The organism is Pseudomonas sp. V88_4 (genome assembly GCF_029967985.1).
GTDB lineage: Bacteria > Pseudomonadota > Gammaproteobacteria > Pseudomonadales > Pseudomonadaceae > Aquipseudomonas > Aquipseudomonas glycinae.
This window is the reverse complement of the sequence record NZ_JASCAF010000002.1, coordinates 90,280-114,314: the sequence shown is the minus strand read 5'-3', so window position 1 is coordinate 114,314 and position 24,035 is coordinate 90,280. Positions and strand designations below refer to the sequence as shown.

At 58.5% G+C, this 24,035-nt stretch carries 30 protein-coding genes and 1 pseudogene; 21 read left to right on the top strand and 10 right to left on the bottom strand.

What is annotated here, in order from left to right:
* Nucleotides 1–9: 9 nt before the first annotated feature.
* On the bottom strand, nt 10–435 hold the full coding sequence (locus tag QLG12_RS03190) for a cupin domain-containing protein (protein WP_282473888.1): 426 nt from the start codon (nt 433–435) through the stop codon (nt 10–12).
* Between the two features lie 132 nt (nt 436–567).
* Complete coding sequence (locus tag QLG12_RS03185; protein ID WP_282473887.1) at nt 568–1,455, bottom strand: transcriptional regulator GcvA; 888 nt, start codon at nt 1,453–1,455, stop codon at nt 568–570.
* A gap of 108 nt (nt 1,456–1,563) precedes the next feature.
* On the opposite strand from QLG12_RS03185, the gene gstA reads away from it, so the two are divergent.
* From gstA to QLG12_RS03170, 3 genes are all read left to right on the top strand, one after another.
* Nucleotides 1,564–2,178 carry a glutathione transferase GstA gene (gene gstA / locus QLG12_RS03180; RefSeq protein WP_282473886.1) on the top strand — a complete coding sequence of 205 codons (615 nt, stop codon included), beginning with the start codon at nt 1,564–1,566 and terminating at the stop codon, nt 2,176–2,178.
* 132 nt (nt 2,179–2,310) lie between these two features.
* Nucleotides 2,311–2,907: a paraquat-inducible protein A gene (locus QLG12_RS03175; protein ID WP_282473885.1), complete on the top strand. Its 597-nt coding sequence runs from the start codon at nt 2,311–2,313 to the stop codon at nt 2,905–2,907.
* Complete coding sequence (locus QLG12_RS03170) at nt 2,904–3,575, top strand: paraquat-inducible protein A (protein ID WP_282473884.1); 672 nt, start codon at nt 2,904–2,906, stop codon at nt 3,573–3,575. The genes QLG12_RS03175 and QLG12_RS03170 overlap by 4 nt, the downstream gene beginning before the upstream one ends.
* A gap of 1 nt (nt 3,576) precedes the next feature.
* Here QLG12_RS03170 and QLG12_RS03165 read toward each other — a convergent pair whose 3' ends face one another.
* Entirely contained in the window at nt 3,577–4,326 is a 750-nt protein-coding gene (locus QLG12_RS03165) for a glucose 1-dehydrogenase (protein ID WP_011333861.1), read from the bottom strand.
* Nucleotides 4,327–4,490: 164 nt separating this feature from the next.
* Between QLG12_RS03165 and QLG12_RS03160 the strand changes: the two genes are divergently transcribed.
* From QLG12_RS03160 to QLG12_RS03135, 6 genes are all read left to right on the top strand, one after another.
* The gene (locus tag QLG12_RS03160; RefSeq protein WP_085747398.1) at nt 4,491–5,387 is read left to right on the top strand and encodes a LysR family transcriptional regulator; all 897 of its coding nucleotides are present in this window, start codon (nt 4,491–4,493) and stop codon (nt 5,385–5,387) included.
* Between the two features lie 101 nt (nt 5,388–5,488).
* Entirely contained in the window at nt 5,489–6,343 is an 855-nt protein-coding gene (locus QLG12_RS03155) for a putative selenate ABC transporter substrate-binding protein (RefSeq protein ID WP_102718319.1), read from the top strand.
* A complete protein-coding gene (locus QLG12_RS03150) occupies nt 6,340–7,137 on the top strand; it encodes an ATP-binding cassette domain-containing protein (RefSeq protein WP_282473883.1) in 798 nt (265 codons plus the stop codon). The genes QLG12_RS03155 and QLG12_RS03150 overlap by 4 nt, the downstream gene beginning before the upstream one ends.
* Nucleotides 7,131–7,958 (top strand): ABC transporter permease, encoded by an 828-nt coding sequence (locus tag QLG12_RS03145; protein ID WP_085747402.1) that lies wholly within the window; start codon nt 7,131–7,133, stop codon nt 7,956–7,958. Before QLG12_RS03150 ends, QLG12_RS03145 begins: the two co-directional genes overlap by 7 nt.
* Nucleotides 7,955–8,722: a phosphonate ABC transporter, permease protein PhnE gene (gene phnE, locus QLG12_RS03140; protein ID WP_282473882.1), complete on the top strand. Its 768-nt coding sequence runs from the start codon at nt 7,955–7,957 to the stop codon at nt 8,720–8,722. The genes QLG12_RS03145 and phnE overlap by 4 nt, the downstream gene beginning before the upstream one ends.
* 210 nt (nt 8,723–8,932) lie before the next feature.
* The gene (locus QLG12_RS03135; protein ID WP_282473881.1) at nt 8,933–9,733 is read left to right on the top strand and encodes a hypothetical protein; all 801 of its coding nucleotides are present in this window, start codon (nt 8,933–8,935) and stop codon (nt 9,731–9,733) included.
* 265 nt (nt 9,734–9,998) lie between these two features.
* Here QLG12_RS03135 and QLG12_RS03130 read toward each other — a convergent pair whose 3' ends face one another.
* Both QLG12_RS03130 and QLG12_RS03125 read right to left on the bottom strand, forming a co-directional pair.
* Nucleotides 9,999–11,663, bottom strand: coding sequence for a TIGR04141 family sporadically distributed protein (locus QLG12_RS03130; RefSeq protein ID WP_282473880.1), 1,665 nt, complete (start codon nt 11,661–11,663; stop codon nt 9,999–10,001).
* A 147-nt stretch (nt 11,664–11,810) separates the two neighbouring features.
* Nucleotides 11,811–12,050: a DUF2188 domain-containing protein gene (locus QLG12_RS03125; protein WP_282473879.1), complete on the bottom strand. Its 240-nt coding sequence runs from the start codon at nt 12,048–12,050 to the stop codon at nt 11,811–11,813.
* Nucleotides 12,051–12,147: 97 nt separating this feature from the next.
* Between QLG12_RS03125 and QLG12_RS03120 the strand changes: the two genes are divergently transcribed.
* Together QLG12_RS03120 and QLG12_RS03115 are read left to right on the top strand one after the other, a co-directional pair.
* Complete coding sequence (locus QLG12_RS03120; protein WP_282474081.1) at nt 12,148–12,504, top strand: hypothetical protein; 357 nt, start codon at nt 12,148–12,150, stop codon at nt 12,502–12,504.
* Nucleotides 12,505–12,860: 356 nt separating this feature from the next.
* Nucleotides 12,861–13,220, top strand: a complete 360-nt coding sequence (locus tag QLG12_RS03115) for a hypothetical protein (RefSeq protein ID WP_039773181.1) — start codon at nt 12,861–12,863, stop codon at nt 13,218–13,220.
* Nucleotides 13,221–13,370: 150 nt separating this feature from the next.
* Here the strand turns inward: QLG12_RS03115 and QLG12_RS03110 are convergent, their stop codons facing one another.
* Nucleotides 13,371–13,892: an AidA/PixA family protein gene (locus QLG12_RS03110; RefSeq protein WP_282473878.1), complete on the bottom strand. Its 522-nt coding sequence runs from the start codon at nt 13,890–13,892 to the stop codon at nt 13,371–13,373.
* Nucleotides 13,893–13,976: 84 nt separating this feature from the next.
* Here QLG12_RS03110 and QLG12_RS03105 point away from each other — a divergent pair.
* Nucleotides 13,977–14,102 (top strand): annotated as a pseudogene (locus tag QLG12_RS03105) (c-type cytochrome); the annotation flags it as partial.
* On the opposite strand, the gene mug reads toward QLG12_RS03105, so the two are convergent.
* Both mug and QLG12_RS03095 read right to left on the bottom strand, forming a co-directional pair.
* Complete coding sequence (gene mug / locus QLG12_RS03100) at nt 14,100–14,612, bottom strand: G/U mismatch-specific DNA glycosylase (protein WP_282473877.1); 513 nt, start codon at nt 14,610–14,612, stop codon at nt 14,100–14,102. The pseudogene QLG12_RS03105 and the gene mug sit on opposite strands and share 3 nt — an antisense overlap.
* Nucleotides 14,609–15,232 carry a TetR/AcrR family transcriptional regulator gene (locus tag QLG12_RS03095; RefSeq protein WP_282473876.1) on the bottom strand — a complete coding sequence of 208 codons (624 nt, stop codon included), beginning with the start codon at nt 15,230–15,232 and terminating at the stop codon, nt 14,609–14,611. Before QLG12_RS03095 ends, mug begins: the two co-directional genes overlap by 4 nt.
* 223 nt (nt 15,233–15,455) lie before the next feature.
* Here QLG12_RS03095 and QLG12_RS03090 point away from each other — a divergent pair, with 223 nt between their 5' ends.
* The 5 genes from QLG12_RS03090 (at nt 15,456) to QLG12_RS03070 (ending at nt 21,464) form a co-directional block, all read left to right on the top strand.
* The gene (locus QLG12_RS03090) at nt 15,456–16,580 is read left to right on the top strand and encodes an HlyD family secretion protein (RefSeq protein ID WP_282473875.1); all 1,125 of its coding nucleotides are present in this window, start codon (nt 15,456–15,458) and stop codon (nt 16,578–16,580) included.
* Nucleotides 16,580–18,046: a DHA2 family efflux MFS transporter permease subunit gene (locus QLG12_RS03085; protein WP_282473874.1), complete on the top strand. Its 1,467-nt coding sequence runs from the start codon at nt 16,580–16,582 to the stop codon at nt 18,044–18,046. Before QLG12_RS03090 ends, QLG12_RS03085 begins: the two co-directional genes overlap by 1 nt.
* A gap of 18 nt (nt 18,047–18,064) precedes the next feature.
* Complete coding sequence (locus tag QLG12_RS03080) at nt 18,065–19,483, top strand: efflux transporter outer membrane subunit (RefSeq protein WP_282473873.1); 1,419 nt, start codon at nt 18,065–18,067, stop codon at nt 19,481–19,483.
* Nucleotides 19,484–19,505: 22 nt separating this feature from the next.
* A complete protein-coding gene (locus QLG12_RS03075; RefSeq protein ID WP_282473872.1) occupies nt 19,506–20,456 on the top strand; it encodes an aldo/keto reductase in 951 nt (316 codons plus the stop codon).
* 72 nt (nt 20,457–20,528) lie between these two features.
* Complete coding sequence (locus QLG12_RS03070) at nt 20,529–21,464, top strand: LysR family transcriptional regulator (RefSeq protein ID WP_282473871.1); 936 nt, start codon at nt 20,529–20,531, stop codon at nt 21,462–21,464.
* A gap of 45 nt (nt 21,465–21,509) precedes the next feature.
* On the opposite strand, the gene QLG12_RS03065 is transcribed toward QLG12_RS03070, so the two are convergent.
* Nucleotides 21,510–21,767: a DUF2790 domain-containing protein gene (locus QLG12_RS03065; RefSeq protein WP_282473870.1), complete on the bottom strand. Its 258-nt coding sequence runs from the start codon at nt 21,765–21,767 to the stop codon at nt 21,510–21,512.
* 240 nt (nt 21,768–22,007) lie between these two features.
* Between QLG12_RS03065 and QLG12_RS03060 the strand changes: the two genes are divergently transcribed.
* Entirely contained in the window at nt 22,008–22,307 is a 300-nt protein-coding gene (locus tag QLG12_RS03060) for a hypothetical protein (protein ID WP_103387280.1), read from the top strand.
* 79 nt (nt 22,308–22,386) lie between these two features.
* Here the strand turns inward: QLG12_RS03060 and QLG12_RS03055 are convergent, their stop codons facing one another.
* Nucleotides 22,387–22,833 (bottom strand): anti-virulence regulator CigR family protein, encoded by a 447-nt coding sequence (locus QLG12_RS03055; RefSeq protein WP_282473869.1) that lies wholly within the window; start codon nt 22,831–22,833, stop codon nt 22,387–22,389.
* Nucleotides 22,834–23,025: 192 nt separating this feature from the next.
* On the opposite strand from QLG12_RS03055, the gene QLG12_RS03050 reads away from it, so the two are divergent.
* Genes QLG12_RS03050 through QLG12_RS03040 form a run of 3 tightly spaced genes read left to right on the top strand, consistent with a single transcriptional unit; the run spans nt 23,026 to nt 24,022 of the window.
* On the top strand, nt 23,026–23,220 hold the full coding sequence (locus QLG12_RS03050) for a hypothetical protein (RefSeq protein WP_236195406.1): 195 nt from the start codon (nt 23,026–23,028) through the stop codon (nt 23,218–23,220).
* On the top strand, nt 23,217–23,543 hold the full coding sequence (locus QLG12_RS03045) for a phosphotyrosine protein phosphatase (RefSeq protein ID WP_236182700.1): 327 nt from the start codon (nt 23,217–23,219) through the stop codon (nt 23,541–23,543). The genes QLG12_RS03050 and QLG12_RS03045 overlap by 4 nt, the downstream gene beginning before the upstream one ends.
* Before the next feature lie 47 nt (nt 23,544–23,590).
* Nucleotides 23,591–24,022, top strand: a complete 432-nt coding sequence (locus QLG12_RS03040; protein WP_236195404.1) for a VOC family protein — start codon at nt 23,591–23,593, stop codon at nt 24,020–24,022.
* Nucleotides 24,023–24,035 lie beyond the last annotated feature (13 nt).

The window sequence follows — 24,035 nt, the reverse complement described above, 5'->3', positions numbered from 1 at the left end:
CGCGGAGCGTTACTGCTTGAGAATCAACAATGGCTCGCCCTTCTTCACAATGTAAGTCGCCAGTTCCGAGCCCTTCTCGTTGCCGACATTCTTCGCGATATGCGCCACGCCTGCCGGGATGAACAGCGAATCCCCCGCCTTCAGCGTCACCGGAGCCTGACCCTCAAGCCGGTATTCGAACGTGCCGCTGATTACGTAAGCCACTTCCACACCCGGATGCGCATGGTTGGGCGAGGTGACGCCCGGTTCAAAATCGACACGGGCCTGGATCACCTCGCGATCCGCAGCACCCAGATCCTGACGAACCAGATCAGTACGGCTCAGGCCCTGCTGCCAGCTCTTCGCCGGGGCGGCGGATGGGGTGTCAGCCGCGTGGGCGAGGCCGGTCAGCGAAACGAATACGGCGGCAGCGGTCATCAGAAGTGTGCGGCGCATGGTGTTGCCCTCTTGGAAGTAGTGATGGGTTGGCCACTACTTTGAGCGGGGCATGTACTCGGGATGTGTCCTGAGGTCGGGGTTTGTTACCCGTTTGTGTACGGCGACGGGATGGATACACGCGCATACAACTCACAGCACTTCTGACAGCCATTGCCGGAATGCCACGATCTTTTTCGACTCGGCATTTTCCTGGGGCGTGACAAAGTAGAAACCCGAGCTGGACTTCAGCCGCAGATCAAAAGGGGCCACCAGCCTCCCGGCGCGCAAATCGTCATCGACGTAGGTCGAACGCCCGATGCACACGCCTTGCCCGTCAATCGCGGTCTGCACGGCCATCATTGCCAGATCGAACGTCAGACGCGGGCCTTTGGCCGTCAGCGGTGGCAGGCCTGCCGCGCGCAGCCAGTCATTCCAGTCATTGGCGGTCAGGCCGCTGACTTGCAGCAAAGGGTGATGAGCCAGATCCGCCGGCGTCTTCAGAGGCTTGTCGCCGGTCAGCAGTCGCGGACTGCACACCGGGAAGATCTCGTCAGACATCAACCAGTCAGCCCGCAGTCCGGGCCAGTCGCCGTTGCCGTAGCGGATCGCCGCGTCAACGCCGACCTTGCGAAAGTCCACCAGTCGGGTCATGGCGCTGATTCGCACATCGATCTCGGGATGCGCCTCGTGAAACGACGGCAGACGCGGCAACAACCATTTCGACGCCACCGAAACCAAAGTACTGATGGTCAGGACGCTGTGGTCGTTGGACTCCAGCAAACGCTCGGTCGAATGGCGCAACTCCAGAAACGCCGAACGCACGCCGGGAAAATACGCATTGCCCTCATCCGTCAGCGCCAACCCATCCTTCGAGCGCAAGAACAGGCGCACGCCGAGTTCATCCTCGAGGCGACGGATCTGATGGCTGATCGCGGTTTGCGTGACGTTCAGTTCTTCGGCAGCACGGGTGAAACTCAGGTGCCGGGCCGCACATTCGAAGGCTCTCAATCCGTTGAGCGATGGCAGTCGGGGGAGCATATGACCTCTACAGTCCATGAGATTTTGTCATACGCTAGCACTGGATTTGTCCTTTGCGAAGCGCCGCGGCGATAGCCGATTCTGAGGCTTCACTTGCAAGGAGCTGCCATGAAACTGTACTTCGCCCCCATGACCTGTTCACTGTCCCCGCACATCGTGTTGCGCGAACTGGAGCTGCCGTTCGAGCTGATCCGGGTCAACAACCAGACCAAGCAAACCGCCGATGGCCGGGACTTTCGCCAGATCAACCCGAAGGGCTACGTGGCCGCACTGATGCTGGACAACGGTGAAGTGCTGACCGAAGGCCCGGCGATTCTGCAGTACCTCGCCGACCTGGTGCCCGGTCATGCGCTGGTCCCGGCCAATGGCACCTGGGAGCGCTCGCGCTTGCAGGAACACCTGAACTTCATCAGCTCGGAAATTCATGGGGGCAGCGCGCCGTTGTTCAGCAGCGAAATCCCGGAAACCACCAAAACGCTCTTCAAACACAAACTGTTCAAGCGTCTGGATTACCTGAACCGCCTCCTCGCCACCCAGCCCTTTCTGATGCAGACGTTCGGTGTAGCGGATGCCTATCTGTTCACGGTGCTGAAGTGGTTGCCGACGTTCAGGATCGCCATCGAAGACTGGCCAGCGCTGGCGAACTACATGACACGCATCGCCGAGCGGCCCAGCGTGCGGGCTGCCATTGCGGAAGAGGACGCCACGCAACCGGTGCTCTGACAAGACCGGAAAACCGCTACCAGGACGGATTGGATTTCATCGCCCCACGCGCGTTTCGCAAGGTGACAGTTGTTGAATGCCCCAGCGCTTCTATAGTGAAAGGGTTCATGCCCTCCTCCCGTCGAGCGCCCCATGGCCAGCACCGATCAACTGATCATCTGCGAGCATTGCGACTGCGTGTACGAAAAAGTCGAGCTGGCCAGACACCAGAAGACCCTCTGCGTGCGTTGCGGCGCCGTGCTCCAGCGCTACAACAACCTGAGCGTGGAGCAACGGCTGGCCCTGAGTTTCACCGCGGCGATGCTGTGGCTGTTCGCCAATTTCTACCCGGTGATGAGCATCAGCATGAAGGGCCTGAAAAACAGCGCAACCTTGTGGGATTCGGTGCTGGCCCTGAGTCAGGGGCCGATCACCTTCATGGCGATGGTCGCGGCGATTTCGATCATCATCGCACCGGCCTTTCAGTTGGTGCTGTTGATTTGGGTCTTGAGCTTCGCCCTCGCCTCGCGCCGTTCACCGGGGTTCAAGCTGTGCATGCGCTGGCTGGAAACCTTGCGGCCGTGGAGCATGCTCGAAGTCTGCCTGCTCGGTGCCATGGTGGCGGTGTTCAAACTGGCGGGTATGCTCGACGTGATTCCCGGCATCGGCCTGTTTGCGCTCGCCGTGCTCAGCCTGTTGCTGATCCGCATCGCCGGGCGCGACGTACGTGAACTGTGGGACATCCTATGAAACGACCACCGACTGCCAGCGAACTCAACCTGTGCCTGTGCCACAGCTGCGGGCTGGCCTGCGACATGACCGGCGAGCCCCATCAATGCCCGCGCTGCGACGCGCCGCTGCACCGGCGCAAGACCAACTCGCTGACCCGCACCTGGGCCTACATGTTCGCCGCGCTGGCGTTTTACGTGCCGGCCAATCTGCTGCCGGTGATGAACACCACCCTGCTCGGCAGTGGCGCCGACAGCACCATCATGAGCGGCGTGCTGGAGTTCTGGGAACACGGTGCGTGGGATATCGCCGTCATCATCTTCGTCGCCAGCATCGCGGTGCCGGGGGTGAAGTTTGTGGCCCTGACCTTGCTGCTGGTCACCGTGCAACGGGACAGCCATTGGGCGCGCAAGGAGCGTTCGAAGTTGTACCGTTTCGTCGAGCTGATCGGCTATTGGTCGATGCTCGATGTGCTGGTGGTTGCGTTGGTGGCGGCGCTGGTGAAGTTTCAGGCGCTGGGGGATATCGAGCCGCGCGTAGGGATTCTGTTTTTCGGCCTGGTGGTCGTGTTCACCATGCTCTCGGCCATGAGTTTCGACCCACGGCTGATCTGGGATAACGCGCCGGACGAAGAAACGGAAATGCCCCGGCACTCGACTGAACAAGTGCCGGGGCATCAAGCGACTTAAATCAGATCTGCGCGGTGCCACCGTCGACGAACAACTCGATGCCATTCACGAAGCTGCTGTCATCCGAAGCCAGGAACAGCGCTGCCTTGGCAATCTCGCTCGGCTCGCCCAGACGCCCGATCGGCACGATCGACGCCAGTTGATCGAACAGCCCCTGCGTATGTTCCGCCGGCACCAGCCCTGCCAGACCTGGCGTGCGCACCGGGCCAGGGCTGATGGCGTTGACGCGGATGCGCCGTGGTTTCAGATCCAGCAGCCACGACCGGGCGAAGTTGCGCACCGCCGCTTTACTCGCGCTGTAGACGCTGAAGTTCTCCGTGCCCTGCACCGAAGTGGTCGATGAGGTCAGCAAAATCGAGGCGCCATCGCGCAGCAGCGGCAAGGCCTTCTGCACGGTGAACAGCGTGCCCTTCACGTTGGCGTCGAAAATCCGGTCGAAGTGCTCTTCGGTGATCGAGCCCAGCGGCAGCATGTCCCCGCCGCCGGCGTTGGCGAACAGAATGTCGAGGTGCCCGGCCTTGGCGGAAATCTCGCTGTAGATGCGATCCAGATCCTCCAGCTTCGCCACATCGCCCTGGATGCCGATGGCTCGCGGGCCGATGGCGGCGACCGCTTTGTCCAGTTCGGCCTGACGACGGCCAGTGATAAATACCGTGGCGCCCTGGGCGACGAATTCCTGCGCCGAAGCCAGGCCGATGCCGGTGGTGCCGCCAGTGATCAGTGCGATTTTGCCTTCAAGTCTGTTGCTCATGATGAATCTCCAGTAACCGTTTCGAGGTAGGTGACGGGTCGTAGGTGAGCCGTTGGAAGCGACTTTAGGCCGATCGATTGAATTGAAAAATCCGCAAAATAGGTTTTGTTTGTGCATACACATGCACAATACTCAGCCCACTCTTCCCACCCGAGCCCGAACCGATGAATCAGTTAATGGCGATCCGCACCTTCGCCCGCGTCGTGGAAAGCGGTTCGTTCACCAAAGCCGCCGACTCGCTGAACCTGCCGAAAACCACGGTCAGCAAACTGATCGGCCAACTGGAAAACCACCTCGGCGTACGCTTGCTGCAACGCACCACCCGCCGCCTCACCGTCACCGCCGACGGCGCCTCTTATTACCAGTTGACCCAGCAACTGCTGCATCAACTGGACGACATCGATCAAGGCTTCAGCCAGGCCCAGGGGCTGCCGCGCGGCAAGATCCGCGTGGACATCGGCGGCTCGACCGCGACGATGCTGGTGATCCCCGAACTGCCGAAGTTCTTCGAACGCTATCCGGACATCCAGATTGACCTGGGCGTCAGCGACCGCCCGGTGGACTTGATCAGCGAGCGCGTCGACTGCGTGATTCGCGGCGGCCCGCTGACCGAACAAACCCTGGCCGTGCGCCGCCTCGGCGAAGTGTCGTGGACCACCTGCGCCACACCCGACTATCTGCAACGCCACGGCACTCCGAGCCACCCGCTCGACCTGGCCAGCCATCAGCTGATCGCCTACCGCTCGGCCTCCACCGGGCGCATCCTGCCGTCGAACTTCCAGCGCAACGGCGAACGCCATCAGATCGAAGGCAAAGGTCTGATCAGCGTCAACGAGAGCAACGCGCACCTGGCGGCCGGGCTTGCCGGGCTGGGGATCATCCACACCTTCAGCTACACGGTCAGGACCGCCATCGAGCGCGGCGAACTGGTGCCGATCCTCGAGGATTGGCGTCCGCCAGCGTATCCGTTTCATGTGCTGTATCCGCCAAACCGGCATTTGAGCAATCGGGTGCGGGTGTTCATTGATTGGCTGGTGGAGCGGTTTGCGCAGGTTGACTGAGCCCTCGCAATCGCGCCGTTTCGTCTAACCTGACGTTGCACCCGACGATAACTGCCCATCATCGGCGCACTGCTCTTGATGCCCACGAAACGGAGAATTCCATGCTCAAGCGAACCCTGGCACTGACCGCTGGTTTGGCCCTGTCCCTGTCCGCCGTGCTGGCGCAAGCCGCGGAGGTGTTGAAGGTCAGCGCGATTCCCGATGAAGCCCCGACCGAGCTGCTGCGCAAGTTCGAGCCGCTGGGGTCTTATCTGGAGAAGCAACTGAACATGAAAGTCGAGTTTGTGCCGGTGGCCGACTACCCGGCGGTGGTCGAAGCATTGGCCACCAACCGTCTCGATCTGGCCTGGCTCGGTGGCTTCACTTTCGTCCAGGCGCAGTTGAAAAGTGATCCAAAGGTCATTCCGCTGGTGCAGCGTGAACAAGATGCGCAGTTCACCAGCAAATTCATCACCGCCGACCCGAACGTCAAAAGCCTCGCCGACCTCAAGGGCAAGACATTCGCTTTCGGCTCCGTGTCGTCCACCTCCGGCAGCCTGATGCCGCGCTATTTCATGCTCAAGGACGGCATCAAACCGGAAAGCTATTTCAGCCGCGTCGGCTACTCCGGCGCCCACGACGCCACCGTCGCCTGGGTGCAGGCCGGCAAGGTCGACGCCGGTGTGCTGAACGCCAGCGTCTGGCAGAAACTGGTGGACGCCGGCAAGGTCGACACCAACAAGGTCAAGGTCTTCGCCACTACCCCAGCCTACTTCGATTACAACTGGACCGTGCGCGGCACCCTCGACCCGGCGCTGGCCGCGAAGATCAAAAAAGCCTTCCTCGACCTCGACCCGGCCAACCCCGAGCACAAGAAAATCCTCGACCTGCAAGCCGCCAGCCGCTTCATCGAAACCAGCCCGGACAATTACAAAGGCATCGAGGAAGCCGCCCGCGCCGCCGACTTGCTGAAATGACGCTGCGCCTTAAACAGGCTTTTCTGCACCACACCAATGGCGTGGAGGCTCTGCGTGGCGTGGATTTGCAGATCGAGGCCGGCGAGCAAGTGGCGATCATCGGCCCGTCCGGCGCCGGCAAATCCAGCCTGCTGAACCTGCTGGCGACCGCGATTCGACCCAGCAGCGGCGACATCGAAGTGCTGGGCGAGCGCGCTTGGCACTTGTCCGCCCGCCAACGGCAACGCCTGCGTGCGCGCATCGGTCTGGTGCATCAGGCGCCGCCCCTGCCGCCCCGGCAGCGGGTGGTGACGGCGGTGCTGGCCGGCAAACTCGGCCAATGGAGCCTGGGCAAAAGCCTGATCAACCTGCTGCACCCGCTCGACGTGCCCGGCGCCCGCGCCGCCCTGGCAAAACTGGATCTGGCGGACAAACTCTTCAGCCAATGCCAGCAACTGTCCGGCGGACAATTGCAGCGGGTCGGCATCGCCCGCGTGCTGTATCAGGCGCCGGAGGTGTTGCTGGCCGACGAACCGGTCTCGGCGATGGATCCGGTGCTGGCCGGGCACACGCTGTCGATCCTGTCGCGCCATGCCCGGGAGCACAACGTCACGCTGGTGGCGAGCCTGCACGCGGTGGAACTGGCGCTGGCGCACTTCCCGCGCATCGTCGGTCTGCGCGAAGGGCAGATCCTGTTCGATTGCCCGTCCGCGCAAGTCAGCCGCGACATGCTCGACACCCTCTACGCCAACGAACAACTGCAATCCCCGGCGCCCGCCGTCACCCCACTGATTGTGCAGATTCCGCGATGCTGAGCGCCGACACCCGCGACCCCGCCGCACTGCCACGGTTGCTGCTGACCGGGCTGGCGATTGCCTTGCTCTGGCCCGGCATTCAGCTCAGTGAGCTGGATCTGGGCGTGCTGTTTCATGCCGACAGCCAGAGCGAAATGGGCCGCTTCGTGTCGATGTTCTGGCCACCGGCCCATGACCGCGAGTTTCTGCAATTACTGCTCAAAGCCACCCTGCAAACCCTGGCCATCGCCACCGCCGGCATGGCCCTGGCCCTGCTGCTGGCAGTGCCGGCCAGCCTGCTCGCCAGCCGCGCCCTGTCGCTGACCGCCGCCTCCCGCAGCGGCCGCCCGAGCCTGTTGGGCCGGCTGCTGCGCTGGCCGGTGCGCGGCTTGCTGATCTTCCTGCGCAGCGTGCCGGAAATCGTCTGGGCGCTGCTGTTCGTGCGGGCCGTCGGCCTCGGTCCGGCGGCGGGCGTGCTGGCCATCGCCATCACCTACAGCGGCATGCTCGGCAAGGTCTACGCCGAAATCTACGAATCCACCGACCAACGCCCGGCCCACGCCCTGCTCCAGGCCGGCAGCGGCCGCCTCGCCAGTTTCGCCTACGGCGTACTGCCCAACGTCGCCGCAGAACTGCTCTCCTACACCGTCTACCGCTGGGAATGCGCCATCCGCGCCTCGGTGGTCATGGGCTTCGTCGGCGCCGGCGGCCTCGGCCAACAGATCGACCTGTCGATCCGCATGTTCGCCGGCGGCGAAGTCGCGAGCATGCTCCTCACCTTCCTCCTCCTCGTCCTCGGCGCCGACCAACTCAGCCGCCTGCTGCGCTGGAGGCTGGCATGAAACGCCTGATCAATTCGGTGCTGATTCTCGCCATCGTCGCGGCCGTCATCGCCTCATTTGCCTACCTGGGCCTTGATCTTGAAGAACTCGGCAGCGCTACCAGCCTGAAACAGATGGGCCTGTATGTGGCGCGATTTCTCAGCCCCGATCTCAGCGCCGATTACCTGAGCGCCATCCTGCGCGGGTCGATGGAAACCCTTGCCATGTCGGCCCTCGGCACCCTGCTCGCCGCTGTGCTGGGCTTGCTATTGGCGCTCCCCGCCGCTGGCCGGTTTGGCTGGTTTTTTCAGAGTGCCGCGCGCCTGCTGCTCAATGCCCTGCGCGCCATACCCGAATTGGTGTGGGCTGCGTTGATGGTGCTGGCGGCTGGGCTTGGGCCGAATGCCGGGACACTTGCCCTCGCCCTGCACACCACGGGCGTGCTGGGGCGGTTGTTTGCTGAAGCGCTGGAGAACACACCGCCGGAACCGGCGGATGCGATCCGATTGCAAGGGGGCAATCCGGTTTTGGCGTTCTGCTACGGCACGCTGCCGAACCTGGCGCCGCAGTTGCTGGCGTACTGTTTGTATCGGTGGGAGAACAATATTCGGATGGCCAGCGTGCTGGGGTTTGTCGGGGCTGGGGGGTTGGGGCAGATGTTGTATGTGAGCTTGAGTTTGTTTCAGGAGGCGCAGGCGGGGACGGTGATTTTGGCTATGCTGATTTTGGTGTGGGGGGTGGATTGGTTGAGTGGTTGGGGTCGGGGGCGGTGGGTTAAGGCGTAGTTGTTTTTTAGAGTATTCCTCCTATCAAGTAGGACAGTTGATGCAAATCTGAAGTGGTCGCAATCGAAAAAAGCACGCTGTAACCCGACGCTAACCATCTTCGGAAAACCTCGCATTACAGAATGTATAGGCAGAAATCTTGATGTAAAATCAGCATTCGAACCAAACTATATTATGCCCTATAACAGCTTCGATTAGAGACCCCAAAATATGCCAGATCCTATCTCAATAATTGGTGGCGGTGCAATTGCAGCCTACATAGGCAAAGATGGATTAGAAAAGCTCTTAGGCCCAACCGCTTCTTACTTAGGCGACACTCTTAAGGAGATAACCAAAAGCAGAGTCGAGAACATTGGGAAAATCTTCAAAAAAGGAGAAAGCAAACTTGGAGAAAAGGCAAGACAAAAAGGACAGATTCCTCCAAAGTTGCTTAATACGATTCTAGGGGACGCTTCATTCAACGAAGACGACTTGAGCATCGAATACTTCGGTGGGATACTCGCTTCATCAAAATCAGAAACGGGACGAGACGATCGAGGAGCAAGCATAGCAAAATTATTAGACAGCCTTTCGACCTATCAAATTAGAGCACACTATATTTTATACAAAGCATTTATCGATCACTATAAAGGCCCTAGTGAAATCTCTGCCTCCGAAGTTCGATCAAAGATAAAACTTTTCATGCCAATGAATACATTCATATCAGCGATGGAGTTTTCAACAAAAGAGCTTGAAAATATTGATCGAATGTTCTCACATACGCTATTCGGCCTCTACCAATATGGTCTCTTAGAAAACTTTGAATACGGCGGAGCTAATCATATGAAAACATTCATGCCAGATATTCGAGAGGATGGGATAGGCTTTGTTCCTAGTGTAAAAGGTTTAGAGCTATTAGCTTGGGGGTTAGGAGTTGGAGACAAGGATCACTCTTTACTATTCTCCGGCGGGTACATTGAACCAGATGTAAATATTCCAGCTTTCAGCACAGGGGTAGCCATAACAAACTGAATAGTTATGTGTGGAAAAACAGGGGACGAATTTATCTCCAAAGGATAATCCTCTTTTTTGGTTTATGAGTACAAAGATGACTGCGCACAAAGGTGACAGTTTTATTTTCTGAAAACAATTCAGTCACCTTTTCTCAAATCAAAAAGCGCAGATCAAAATTATCACAATATCAGGAAAAAAAACACGAAACACGAAACACGAAACACGAAACACGAAACACGAAACACGAATACAAGATCGCAGGGTAAATATAAAAACATCAACGTCATTTCGGTTTGTATTTTTTTCTTACCTTAAGCGTTGGATCAATATCAATAGCAACCATCTTAACCGAATAATTTAACCCTCGAAGAACCTTTAGCGCGTTTCTCAAAGTGACCTTCGAAAAAAATGGCAGCTCCAAGGGCAATTGTTTTGTAGTCGCTATAGCGTATACAACTGTATATCTCTCGGGACTTGGGCGCGGCACAGGATCTTCTAACTGTATTGATTTCGGAAGCTTGGCGTTAAGCTTCTTTCTAAATTCCACGTCCCTGACGAATGCTTCGGCTGAAACACAACCTTGTGAGAACAGGTGACTTAAAGTGCTCGAGCTTCTGTAATATTTTACGTGAATTAAGTCTTCTCCATTTCGAACCAAATCACAAAACTCCAACTTATCGTAAGACCCGCCTATCTTAATATTTTTCTTATCCAGCAACTCAAACGAAGGATCACCAACTACAATTTTATTATAATCCTCCTCCCTATCCTGACTATAAACCGGAAATGAATAACCGTACAACTCCATACTTGACAAACTAGAATCAACAGCTGTTAAAAAATCACTATCAACCCTATACCAAGTGGCATTCCTTAGAATAAATTGATCCGCACCATACTTTACCTCAGCATACAAACACTTGTATGCACTCCACGTTTTTATCGCATGGTATTGCGAGTCATTTATATGAATAGAAGTATGCTTTAGGCTCTCGACAGAAAGCGGCAATGATTTCGTACCAAGATACGACAAAAGTTGTGATAACTCTAAAACTGCATAGCGCTCACTACGCGCATACAGCTCAAACGAATAACCGATCTGCTCTTCCCAATCGACGATCTCAGGCTCTCCGAGCCACAAGCCAGACAAATCAGCACCACATAAAATCTTTTCTAGTTCGAGATCCAAAATATGAATTTCATCATGATCTCTTACCTTATTTACGTTATCCACCCACTCAAAAGCATCCGGAAGTTTTTTCTTATACCTTTCAAGCGCCTCCGCCAAAATGCTTTCTAATTTATCCAGCTCCATACCAGTAATTACCGTTAGAGCGTCACGCCCAGTTACATGAGTTCCAAACAAATCCACAATGGAACTACCCGTAACTGCGTATAGCATTTCCAGATCAGAATCTATATGCAGGTCAAATATATCAACCTCTCGTGTGCTTTGCGTTCTCGAATTCAAAGGATTGTGATCATAACTTGACTTATCCAAGCTTCTAAGCTTATCAGGATCAACTGAATTCAATGTAACCCGCAAACCGAAGTCTCGCTCAATCGCCTCCTCACGCAGAAGATGAAAACCCGTCCCGAACGTTAGTATGAATTTGTTTTGATGCACAAAAACACACAGTGCAGCCCCTACACTACTGCTACTCCCAAATGCATCAGAAGACACCTCCGGTCTTGAAGTAAACAGATCCGTCCATGGAGGTGAGTGTTTTGGAGGCTCTTTTTTTATATACAGCCGAGCAATCTCAAGTCCAGAAATGGAAAGCTCAATTGGCGATTTAGTATTCTCCAGCTTCAAAAGAACGGAATCTTCGACTTGCGAATTCTTTGCCAAATATATAGATAGCTTCTCTTTTCTCTCCTTTTTATTCTTTTGCGGAACTAACGTCGAATTACCTGGCACAGCACTGACATCATTCCATGTCGACATGTCCGCTCCTATTTTTCTCTGCCTCGCCAGAACTCACTTAGAATAGAGGAGGCCGCTTATTTTGACCGCTATATAAAAAGGAGGCAGGTGTGTCCTGCCTTCTTTTCCTTCATTTCCTAATAATCATCACATGCAAACATTGTTGGTCTATCCTTTCGGTGGATTGGGGTCATTCCCGGGCGCGACAGTGTCTTTGTCGCGAATTCGCCCATCAACGCCCTTCGTCGTCAATTCACCTCCACCTTGATTCTTGAGCATTTCACGCGCTGCTTTCTGGGCATCCGCTTGTGTGCTATGAACGCTCGATGCGCGCTCTGCGTCATTGCGCTTGTTTTCCCAGGTTCCGTCAGGTCGCTTGGATATTGTTCTGTCTCGGCCTTTACTCATGATCGCCTCCTAGGCAATGTGGTCATTGAGGTATAGCTCAATGCCATCAAAACGCACACGGCCACAAAATCTGGACGCGAAACAGGAGGTTCTTTGTATTGGGCACTTTCTGAGTGAATCACAGCTGACCGACGTCAGAGCTGCACTTTCCTGGCCTTTCAACGATTTGCCGGTCGAATACGATTACGTAGCGGCGGAGGTCAGAGGCATCGATCCTGACGTGCTCTACGAAATCCTTTATTCAGAGATCGCGCCGGTTTGCTTCACCAACCTTGTGGCCGCTGTGCCTCCGGTATGGACTGGCTTTGATCCAGACTCTCTCAGGGCAATGATCGAGGAACGTTTGGCAGCGAGGGAGAACAGCTGGTTTCGCAGGCAGTTTGATAAGGCGTTGGTTCGCTGGCTGCAATACAACTATGGCTACATCTGGAAGGAGATTTCCTCCAGGCTTTGAGCGCTTAAACAGGTCCGTTTAAAGCAACCCGCCGTAACTTCCCCAAGGCTACAACGCCTTGCGTCATTGCCTACGACTACGCCAGAATCCGCCGGCTTGTGTGTCTACAGCGCGGGTTTTATCGTTTCCGGGTCACTGAAAAACAGTGATCGGGTTTGGTAGCCCGAGACAAACACAAGATGCAGAGCACACCATCGCGGCGGTCAATCGCCCCGGTTTTATGGTGGCCATGCACAGGGCGTCTTCGGGCGCGCCGGTCTCCTTGTGTCCCGGTCTACCAACCTGCGTATGGCCACCACCCAACGTTTGGTAGCGAGTGGGTGATGGCTCCTGATGACGACACAAGGAGTTTCACCATGATCAAACCAACACCCAACCCACCCGAAACCGACCCCACTTCCCCCTACGAATCCCCCAACTCCAAAAAACTCCACGACGCCGCCGAGCGCGCGCTGGATCACTACCTCTTCCCCGCCGCCGGGATCATGTCGTCCTTGAACGAGCCCGAGCGGATGTATCTGGCCAATCCGAAATTCAACACCGAATGCCTGCTGGCCAACGCCAGCGAAAACCTCGGTGCGGCCAGTGAGATGCTGAGCAATTTCGCGGCCACGCTCGATCCCTCGCATCGCAAGACCGCGATCGGTATTACGCAAATCGTGATGATTGCCGAGCTGGCGGTGAATCAGGCGCTGGATCACGTCGAAGTCGCGTAAGCAGTCGTCGAAAGCTTGTCTCCAGCGGGAGTTGTTGAGTCCGTTTTTGCCGCTGGAAACATCCGGCTCAGAAGATGTGGAATGTAAACAGCCCGGCCCGGCACCCTCGTCAATGACGAAGGATGCCGGGCCGGGCTGTTGGCGTTTCAGTTACTGGTTATTGACGGTGATGTACGGGGCCCAGGTGTGTTGCGGGCCCAGTTGGTTGAGGTCGCGGTCGAGCAGGACGAAGGTGATCTGGTACCAGAGTTTGCCCGGATTCTCGGCCGTGGCTTGCCACATGGAATAGATCACATCGGTTTTGGAGATACCGCCATTGGCAGCCTTGTTCAGGTAAGGCACTACGCCGGGGATGTTGTAGGTGAGCGGTGTCGACATGGTGCCTTTGTAATCGCCGCCCTGGTGGGGGTCGCCGCTCTGGACGTTTTTGATCAGGGCGATGTGGTCGAAGTTGCGCGACAGCGTGGTGGCGCGCCAGCGGATGTTGTCGCCGGGTTTGACGTCGATCCACAACTCGTCGCCGCCTTCGCCGGTGTTGCCACTGGCATTGGGGTCGACGGCGTCGCGCGTCACCAGCATGGAGATTGCGCCGCCTACGTCGTTGGGATGGGCAAGCAGGTAATCGGCATCGACATTGACTAGCACGTCAATGGTTTGGGTAGCACTGGACATTTTGAGGCTCCTTGTTTTTGGAATCGCATAAGCGACCGCGCCCGCGAAGGCTGTCCGGCTCATCCGGTCCCACTCCTCATCGTCATGTCAGACTTCTTTGCCCTCACCCAAACAGCGCTATCCCTCGCCGATGCGGCCAATGGAAAAGCCCTCTATTCACAGCAATGCACCGTGTGCCATGGAGCCGATATCAAAGGCACCGGGCGCTTATGTGCTGGCGCTCGACACCCGCTGAAGCTGCTGATACGCCATCACCAGTTGCGCCTGATTGAACGCCAGATTGCGCCCGCTGGGGTTGGGCAGAATCCAGACTTTAGCGCCACCGAACGTCTCCTCTTGCAACCCCCATTCAATCGACTTCTTGCCGGATAACCCGGCATACGCAGCCTTACCGAGAAACGCCACGAAGCGCGGCGCGTAACGAGCGATCTTGCGTTCGAAGCTGGCGGCGGCTGCGGTGAATTCCTCTGCCGACAGTTGATCCGCACTCGCCGTCGGCCGCTCGACCACGGCAGTCAGGCCACAGTGGAATTGCAGGATCGAGCGGTCTTCTTCCGGGCGTAACTCGTGGGGCGTGAAACCGGCCAGGTGCAGCGTGCGCCAGAAGCGGTTGCTGCGTCCGGCGAAGTGATGGCCCTGCTCTGCCGCCACCAATCCCGGATTGATTCCGCAGAACACAACGGACAGGCCTTGCGTGAGGATGTCCTCAAGCCCGTTCAACCGCAGATCACCTTCACCGCATCGCGCGCCTGCCCGGCCAGTTCTTCGCGGGATTTACCGGCACGGGCGCGGATCGAGATGCTGTGCAGCAGCGATGACGCGAGCATGGCCCGCGCGGCTGCATCCACATCAGCGTTCAGCTCGCCAGACTCGATCGCTCGTTGCAGACGAGCTTCGAGATCGGCATCGAGCTGGCTCAAGCGCTGGGACAGCACGTTGCGGATTTCCGGGTCCTCGACCGCTTCGGTGGTCGCAGTGCCGATGGCAAAGCAGCCGCGTGGCTGGCCGTCGCCGGAAAAATAGATCGCCAGTTGCCCTTCGTAGAAACCGGTCAGGGCCTGTTCCAGGGTCAGGCTGCTGTCGTTCAGCGCGGCCTGCATGGCGGCGTGGGCGGTGGCCCAGTATTGGTCGAGGGCCTTGATGTAGAGCGCGTGTTTGTCGCCGAACGCGGCGTACAGACTGGGGCGGTTCATGCCGGCGGCGCTGGCGATGCTGTCAAGTGATGCGCCGGAATAGCCGGTGTTCCAGAACACGCCCAGCGCCTGTTGCAGCGCGGTTTGCGGGTCATAGGCCCGTGGACGGCCACGGCCTTTTCCTTCTGTCGGTTTATTTTGTGCCATGTCGTACAAATTCCTTGCGGGGAAATGAAGTCGCCCATATTCTTACACCATCGCACAAAATTAAGGAATCAGAAATTCCTTGATCGGCAGGTTTGTTGTAACAGCGCTCGAACCGAGGCTGGCGACGACGAAACAGCGGCAACAGAGCACCCCTCCTGCACCGCGCACTGACTTGATGACGCACCGCATTCAACGCCGCCTAGCACTTTGGAGAGAGCCGTTCATGAATCAGCAATTCGATCTCACCGCAGAACAAGCCCGCACGCACCCCGTCGACGCGCCGCCGAAAATGCCGCTCAAGCAGAGACTGCGCCCGGTCTTCATGTGGGGCGTCCCCGCGCTTCTCGCCGCGATTGGCTGCGGCCAGTACGTGGCCAACGAGCCCTTCGTCTCAACTGATAACGCCTACGCCCGCGTGACCAAGGCCTCGATCAACGCGCGAATTTCCGGGCAAGTGGTCGAGATCGCGGTCGACGACAACCAGCCAGTACGCAAAGGCCAGGTGCTGTTTCGCATCGATCCCAAGCCATTGCAAATCGCCGTCGACCGGGCCGAAGCGCAACTGGCCAACGCGCGCCTGCGCATCGACGGGCTCAAGGCCAGTTATCGCCAGCAACAGGCCGAGCTGCAATCGGCGAAAGCCTCGGCGGAATACGACCAGAAGGAGTTCGCCCGCAAGAAAGCCTTGATCGCCACCGAGTTCGTGTCGAAGGCCCTCTACGAGCGCGCCGAAACTGACCTGAAAGTCTCGCGCCAACGCATCGCGTCCATCGAGCAACAGATTGCCAACACCGTCGTCGCGTTGAACGGTAACCCGGACATCGCCCTAGACAATCACCCGACCGTGCGCGAAGCCAAGGCTCAGCTCGATGAAGCACAGCTGTATCTGTCTTACGCCACGGTGACGGCGCCGGACGACGGCATCGTCGCCAGGGTCGATGATTTGCAGGTGGGCAACTACGTCAACAACGGCGCACCGGCGTTTGCGCTGATTTCCGACCGGGAAATCTGGGTCGAGGCCAACTTTCGCGAGACCCAGTTGACGCACATGCGCCCCGGTCAGACCGCGACAGTCACCCTCGATACCTACCCGGATCGCCCGTTCAAGGCACACGTGATCAGCATGAGCCCCGGCGCCGGTGCCGACTTCGCGCTGTTGCCGCCGGAGAACGCCACCGGCAACTGGGTGAAGGTGGTGCAGCGAGTGCCGGTGCGTCTGGAACTGGACGAGGCCGACCCTGCCCTGCCGTTGTTCTCCGGCACCAGCGCCACGGTCAAGGTCGATACCGGGCACCGCACGCCGTGGTGGCATCCGCTCAAGTCGTTGTTGTCTGCGGGTAATTCGTGATGAACAGCTCAGCAGCCGATGCGCGGGCACTGCGGTTTGTCGCCCTGCTCGCCACCTATATGCAGTCAGCCAACCTGCCGTTGCCGAACGCCGCGCTGCGCTTGATTCAGGGCAGTCTGTCGATGACCGACGATCAGGCCGGGTGGATTTTCACGTCTTATCTGGCCGCGAGCGCGATCACGATGCCGGTCGCGCAATGGCTCGCCGGATGCTTTGGGTTGAAGCGGGTTTACCAGACGGCACTGGTGCTGTTCGCCCTCGGTCTGTGGCTCGGCACTTTGGCCGGCACACCGCTGGAATTCATCGGCGCACGCCTCCTGCAAGGTCTGGCCAGCGGCGTGATCGCACCGTTGTCGATGGCCATCGCCCTGGAAACTTTGCCAGCGGAAAAACGCCCCGCGTTCGGTCCGAAATGGACGGCGCTGGTGCTGTTCGGCATCGTCAGTGGCCCGAGCATCGGCGGCTTGATCTGCGAGTACTTCGACTGGCGCCCGATGTTCTACCTCAGCCTGCCGCTGACCGCGTACATCCTGATGGTGGTGACGTTGCTGCTCGCCGAGAAGAAAGCAGACCCGCGTCCGACGTTCGATTTCTTCGGTTTCACCAGCTTCACCGTCGGCATGATCGGCCTGCAGATACTGCTCGATCGCGGCGAACGGCTGGACTGGTTCGACTCGCCGGAAATCTGGATCGAAGCGCTGGCCAGCGCCCTCGGCCTGTACCTGTTCGTCGTCCATGCACTGACCCGCAAGACCCACTTTCTCAGCAAGGGATTGTTCAGCGACCGCAACTTCATGCTGTCGACGGTGATGTTCTTCGCCCTGGGATTTGTGCTGCTGTCGACCATGGCCCTGACCTCGCCGATGCTCGATGAAATCCTCGGCTATCCGCCGGACACCACCGGGTTGCTGACTGTTCCGCGCGGCATCGGTCTGGTGGGTGCGTTTCTGCTGATGATGCGCGCGCCGATATGGATCGACGCGCGGCTGTTCGTCGCCGCCGGCATCGCGCTGGTGGTGTACGCCAACTGGCTCATGCTCGGGTATTCGCCGCTGATGGACTGGACGCCCGTGGCCGTTACCGGGTTTATCCAGGGCGTCGGTCTGGGCGTCTTGATGCCGGCGCTGAGCAAAACCGCGTTCAGCACCATCGACCCGAAGTTGCGCCCGGAAGCCACCGGTTTCTTCAACCTGATGCGGGTCTATGGCAGCACCCTCGGTGTGGCCGTGGTGCAGATCTTTTTCTTCAACAACACCCAGGCGATGCACTCGGCGCTGGTCAATCAGCTGACGCCTTATCGCGTGGCCCTGCCGACCTCCTTGCCGGCGCTCGAAGGCCTCAACCATCTGGTCACCCACCAGGCGGCGTTCGTCGCGGTGATGGGCCAATTCAAGATTCTGATGCTGGCGATGCTCGTGGTGAGTCCGCTGGTGATGTTCCTGCGCAAACCTGTTGCGGCCAACTGATGACGTGGAGTCTGAACCATGAAAGCTTCTATGCGCTTCACCCCGCTGGCGATGCTGGTGATGTTGTCCGCCTGCACCGTTGGCCCTGATTTTAAGCGGCCTGCCGAGAGCCCGTCGCAGCATTACGATCAAGCGGCCGAACAGCATTTTGCGATGGGCCGGCGGATCCACGGCGATTGGTGGTCGGCGTTCCGTTCACCAAAACTCGATCAGGTTGTGCGCCGCGCCATCGACGGCAACCTCGAACTGGCCGCCGCTGACGCCACCCTTCGTCAGGCCGCCGCTTCAGTCGCGGCGGCGGAAGGCGTGTTGTATCCGCAGGTTGATTTCGCTGCTTCTGCCGGGCGCCAGCGCACCCACAATGGGCCAGAGCCGGTGGTCTCCAATTTCTACGGGATCGGGCCACGGGTCGCGTTCGATCTGGACGTCTTTGGTGGCAACAAGCGCGCGGTCGAGCAACAACAAGCGCTGACCGATCTGCAAAAGCATCGCTACGAAGCAGCCTGGCTGACCTTGACCGGCGACGTCGCCAGCCAGGCTTTGCTGCTGGCCTCGGCCAACGCGCAGATCCAGGCCGTGGAAACCCTGTTGGCCAACGATGCGAAAAACCTCGATCTGGTGCGCCGGGCCCAGGCGAGCGGCAGCACCACACAAATCGAAATCTCGCTGGCCGAAACCCGGCTCGCCCAGGATCGCACGCTGCTGCCGCCCCTCGCCCAGCAGCGCGATGCGGCGCGTCATGCGTTGTCGATTCTGGCCGGCAAGGGCCCGGCGGACTGGATTGCGCCGGACTTCAGCCTCGACGAATTCGCCTTGCCGTCAAACATCCCGGTCAGCCTGCCTTCGGAAATGGCCCGTACCCGCCCGGACATTCTCCAGGCTGAATCCGAACTGCACATCGCCAGCGCGGCGGTGGGTGTCGCGACCGCCAATCTGTACCCGCATGTCGAGCTGTCGGCCTCGCTGATGCAAGCCGCGTCGGGCAATGGCGGCGCCGCACTCTGGGGATTTGCCGCCGGCCTGACGGCGCCGATCTTCAATGGCGGCACGCTCAAGGCTGAACGCGAAGGCGCCGTCGAAGGCTACAACGCGTCACTCGCCCGCTATCAACAGACGGTGATTCAGTCCTTCGGCCAGGTCGCGGACACCTTGCAGGCGCTCAACCACGGCGCCGAGCAAAACCTGGCGCAGGACGACGCCTTGCGCGCCGCCGACACCAGCCTGCGGCTCAATCGCCAGGCCTACGCCCAGGGCGAAACCAGCCTGTTGCAGGTGCTGGAAGCCGAACGCGCCTACCAACAGGCGCTGCTCGGGCAGATTCAGGTGAAGACCGCGCGTTATCTCGACTCGGTGCGCCTGTTCGTGGCGCTCGGCGGCAACTCGGTGGGTGTGCTCGACCAGAAGCTCGCCACCCGCAAGACCTCATCCCTTCTTTAACGGCAGATACCGGAGACACGACATGACTTACGAAGCCTTTCACGATGAACTTCGCGACACCCGCCTACCACTGAACAACGGCGCAGGCTCGATGCCGGCCGTGGGATTCGGCACGTTGTTTCGCGACTTGAGCACCACCACCGATGCGGTCAAGTGCGCGCTGGAAGTGGGCTTTCGCCACTTCGACTGCGCCGAGCGCTATCGCAACGAAACACAGATCGGCGAGGCCTTCGCGCAGGTGTTTTCGGCGGGCAACATCCGCCGCGAAGACGTGTTCGTCACCAGCAAACTGTGGAACACCAACCATCGCCCCGAGCGAGTAAAACCGGCGTTCGAAGCCAGTTGTCAGCGGCTGCAAGTCGACTATCTCGACTGCTACCTGATCCACACGCCATTCGCCTTCCAGCCCGGCGACGATCAGGACCCGCGGGATGTGTTCGGGCACGTGATCTACGATGGCGAAACCCGTTTGATCGACACCTGGCGTGCGCTCGAGGCGCTGGTGGATGAAGGACGCTGCAGGTCCATCGGTCTTTCCGACATCACCCTCGGTGCGCTGAAGGACATCGTCGCCGCCGCACGCATCAAACCGGCGGTGGTGCAGATCGAATCCCATCCGTACCTGCCGGAGTGGGAGATGCTGGAATTCTGCAAGGAACACGGCATCATCCTGCTCGCCTTCGCCCCATTGGGTCATGGCATGGAGCCGAATGTGCTGGAGGATTCCGTGCTCACCGGGATCGCCCGGCACGTACAGAAAACCCCGGCGCAAGTGGCCCTGGCCTGGGCGGTGCAGCGTGGGACGGCGTTCCTGACGACCTCGGCCAACCCGAGCCGGATTCAGGAAAACTTCGATATCGCGACGTTGCCGCACCGGGCGATGCGCGAGATCAAGGAAGAGATCACGACGCGAATCCGCTTCAACTCGGTGGTCGAGACCGGCGTACCCGGTTTCATCCCCCGTAAAAAGTGACACATGGCAAAGGGGCGGCCTCCTGTGAGGTCGCCCCTATACTCTTTCCACCTGACTGTTGAGACGACACCGATGGACGTCTTCCAAAGCATGCGCTTCTTCATCGCCGTCGCCCAAAGTGGCAGCTTCACCGCCGCTGCCGAGCTGCTGGACACCAATACCACCAACGTCTCCAAAGCGATCTCTGCTCTCGAAGCGCGCCTGCATACGCGGCTGATCAACCGCACCACCCGCCGTCTGGCCCTGACCGAAGCCGGCGTACGCTATTTGGAGCGCTGCGAAAAAATCCTTGATGACGTGCGCGAAGCCGACGAAGAAGCCGGCACCGCCCAGACCCTGCCCGTCGGCCGCTTGAAGATTCACACCATGTCGGCCATCGGCAACCACTACGTGATCGACGCCATCGCCCGCTATCGTGAAATCCACCCCACGGTGATGTTCGATCTGACCCTGACCAACCGCGTCCCCGACCTGCTCGAAGAAGGCTTCGACATGTCCATCGTGCTGGCCCGCGACCTGCCGGATTCCGGCTTCGTCGCGCAACGTTTGGGCATCACCTACAGCATTCTTTGCGCCTCGCCCGCCTATGTGGCCAAACGCGGCCTGCCGCAAACACCGGGCGAGCTTTGCGAACACGAGTGTCTGCGCATCGTCAACACGGTGATGCCGGTGGAAAACTGGACATTCGAAGGGCCCGAAGGCATGGAAACCATCAGCATTCCCGCATCGCCCTTCCACATCAATACCGCCGACGGCATGACCATCGCGATCAGAAAAGGCATGGGCATCGGCATTCAGCCGATTGCTTCGGCCGTGGATGGCCTGAGGGCGGGAACCCTGGTGCGGGTGTTGCCGGAGTACCGGCTGGAGGAGTTGAACCTGTTCGCGATCTATCCGTCGCGCAAGTTCGTCGATGCGAAGATCAAGACCTGGGTTGAGTTTCTGAAGCAGTCGATCCCGCAATTGCTGGCATCGGATGAAGACGTCGTTGGAGCGAAAGCGTGTTGAGCGTGGCTGGCATGGAGTGTCGACCCTCCATCCCCTGTGCCCGACTCAACTGGAACAGCCAGTGCCCATCACTTGATATTGCAGAACGTGGCGCTCGCCATGGGAATCTTCGTAGGTCATCTGCACCGGCACCGGGGCGCATTCGTTGGCCGGGTCGGTGATGGATATGACGTGTTCGATGTCCAGATTGGTCGAAGAACTGTAGGTCTCGACCGGGATGTTCGCCGAGTCCGCGTTATCGGCGTAAGCGTGCGCACCGAAACTGCCAAGCATTAAAACCAGCGCGATTTTCTTGAGGTTCATGATGTTCACCGTCTCGTTGAGGACCGTGTTTGTTCACGGATTGGAGACGATGCTAAGGGTTGCGGCGGCGCGGAAATATCGGCGGGATAGACAAACACTCTTGCTGGATTTCATATGAATAGGGTCAGCGCCAATCATTGAGCGCATCAATAACAACCATTAATTCAATGAAGTTCTCATATCAAATCCAAAGCGTAGGATCTGCTCCATACCAACCCAATGCACACGGAGTACAGAACCATGAAACGCCAAACTATCCTCGGCATCGCCTTCTCGCTCTTCGCCTTGAACGCTTTTGCGGCGACTGAAACCGATCCACTGTTCAGCGATGCTGTCGCCGCTGCGACCCAGACCGATCCATTGTTCAGCGATGCCGTAGCTGCGACCGAAACTGATCCACTGTTCAGTGACGCCGTTGCCGCGACTGAAACCGATCCGCTGTTCAGTGATGCAGTTGCCGCGACTGAAACCGACCCACTGTTCAGCGATGCCGTTGCCGAAGGTGGTTCTGACCGTCTGATCGAAAGTCGTAACGCCTGAATGCTGGGTTTTACCGCAGTACCCGACGAAAGCCCGGCCTTATCCGCCGGGCTTTTTCATATGGGGACAGATTTATTTTTCAATCGAAGACGCCATTGAGCACTTCATAAATCAGCCCTGTAGCCAGCGCGACCAGGATCAGATCGGTGCCGACCTGCTGCCATTCGTAGCCGTCGTAGTACGGCAGTCTGCCGACCAGTCGACCATCGAGCTTCTTCGCAATACCGGGCGGCAGCGGTTTACCCCGCGCCAGGTTCTTCTGAATGCCGGGCGGCAACGCCGGGCCCGGGGTCCAGTAGCCACGATAGCCGTCCACGATCCCGATCACCCCGCCGCGATCGATACTCGGGCCATGCCCCTGATAACCGCCCCCGCCTTTTTTCCCCTGATTGCCATGATCCTGGCTGTTATGCGGATTGCCCTTGCCCTGCCCCTTTCCATTGCCAGGATCGGCCAGCGCTGACACCGAAGTGCTCAACAGCGCAATACAGGTCGTGGTCGCAATCAACGTGCGTAAACCGGACATGGTTCGTTCCTTGAATGAATGGGTGTGTGTGGATTCTAGTCAGTTTCTTACAGGTAAAGAGAGACGATCCGGTCATCGCGGTTTGTGAAGAATTTCGATGCGCGCAGCTTTCGGTGCCCCCCGATTCGCGCTTACCATACGCCCAACTCGTATTACCGCGGCTGCTGAACCCGGTATTCACGAGGACAGACCATGAAAAGAACCCGCGCCTGGAGACGCACCCAGGCACGCAAACACGGCAGTGACAAAGCGGCCCGCCCGCAAGTGTTCAAGCCAGAAAAGAACTGGAAGTTGATGTACATCCGCTCCGCCAAACTGGTCAGGGCTCGCCAACTCGGCATGAGCTATCCCATTCGCTCTACCCGCCAATTGTTGGATGAAACGTGACGAACCTTCTGTTCATTTGCAGTCGCAACCAATGGCGCAGCCCGACGGCCGAAGAAGTCTGGCGTCGCCGCCCCGGCTTCAATGTCCGCTCCGCGGGCACCAGCCCCAATGCACGCAAAACCGTCGGCCCAGCGGATATTCGCTGGGCCGATTTCATTTTTGTGATGGAAACCAAACACCTCAATCGCCTGCGGGCCGAGTACGCCCGGCTGCTCGAGCACAAGCGGATTCACTCGCTGGATATTCCGGATGACTACCACTACATGGATCCCGAGTTGGTAGACCTTCTTGAAGAATCGGTGAAACCCTACCTCGCTACTTGACCCTCTGCGCATTTGGCAATGCATCGAATGAAAAGGAATTCCACCCCATGTTTGAACGGAACAAACTGGTTCCAGAATTGATGGTCACGGATCTGCAGGCCAGCCTCGCTTTCTGGGTCTCCTGCCTGGGATTCAACATCGCTTATCAACGCCCGGAAGATGGCTTTGCCTACCTCGACCTGAATGGCGCTCAAGTCATGCTCGAACAAGTTGAGCCGGAAGCAGGCCAGTGGCTGACGGCGGATCTGAGCAGGCCTTTCGGAAGAGGCGTCAATCTGCAGATTGACGTTGAGGCGGTTGCCCCCATCATCGAAAGACTGGGCGTTGCCCAGATTCCACTTTATAAAACCTGCAAAGACACCTGGTATCGCGCTGACGATGTCGAGGTCGGCCAGCGTGAATTTCTCGTTCAGGATCCGGACGGTTATCTCGTAAGACTGGTAGAACGTCTGGGCGAACGTCCTGTTTGCCCGATTTGATCAAGGAAGATAA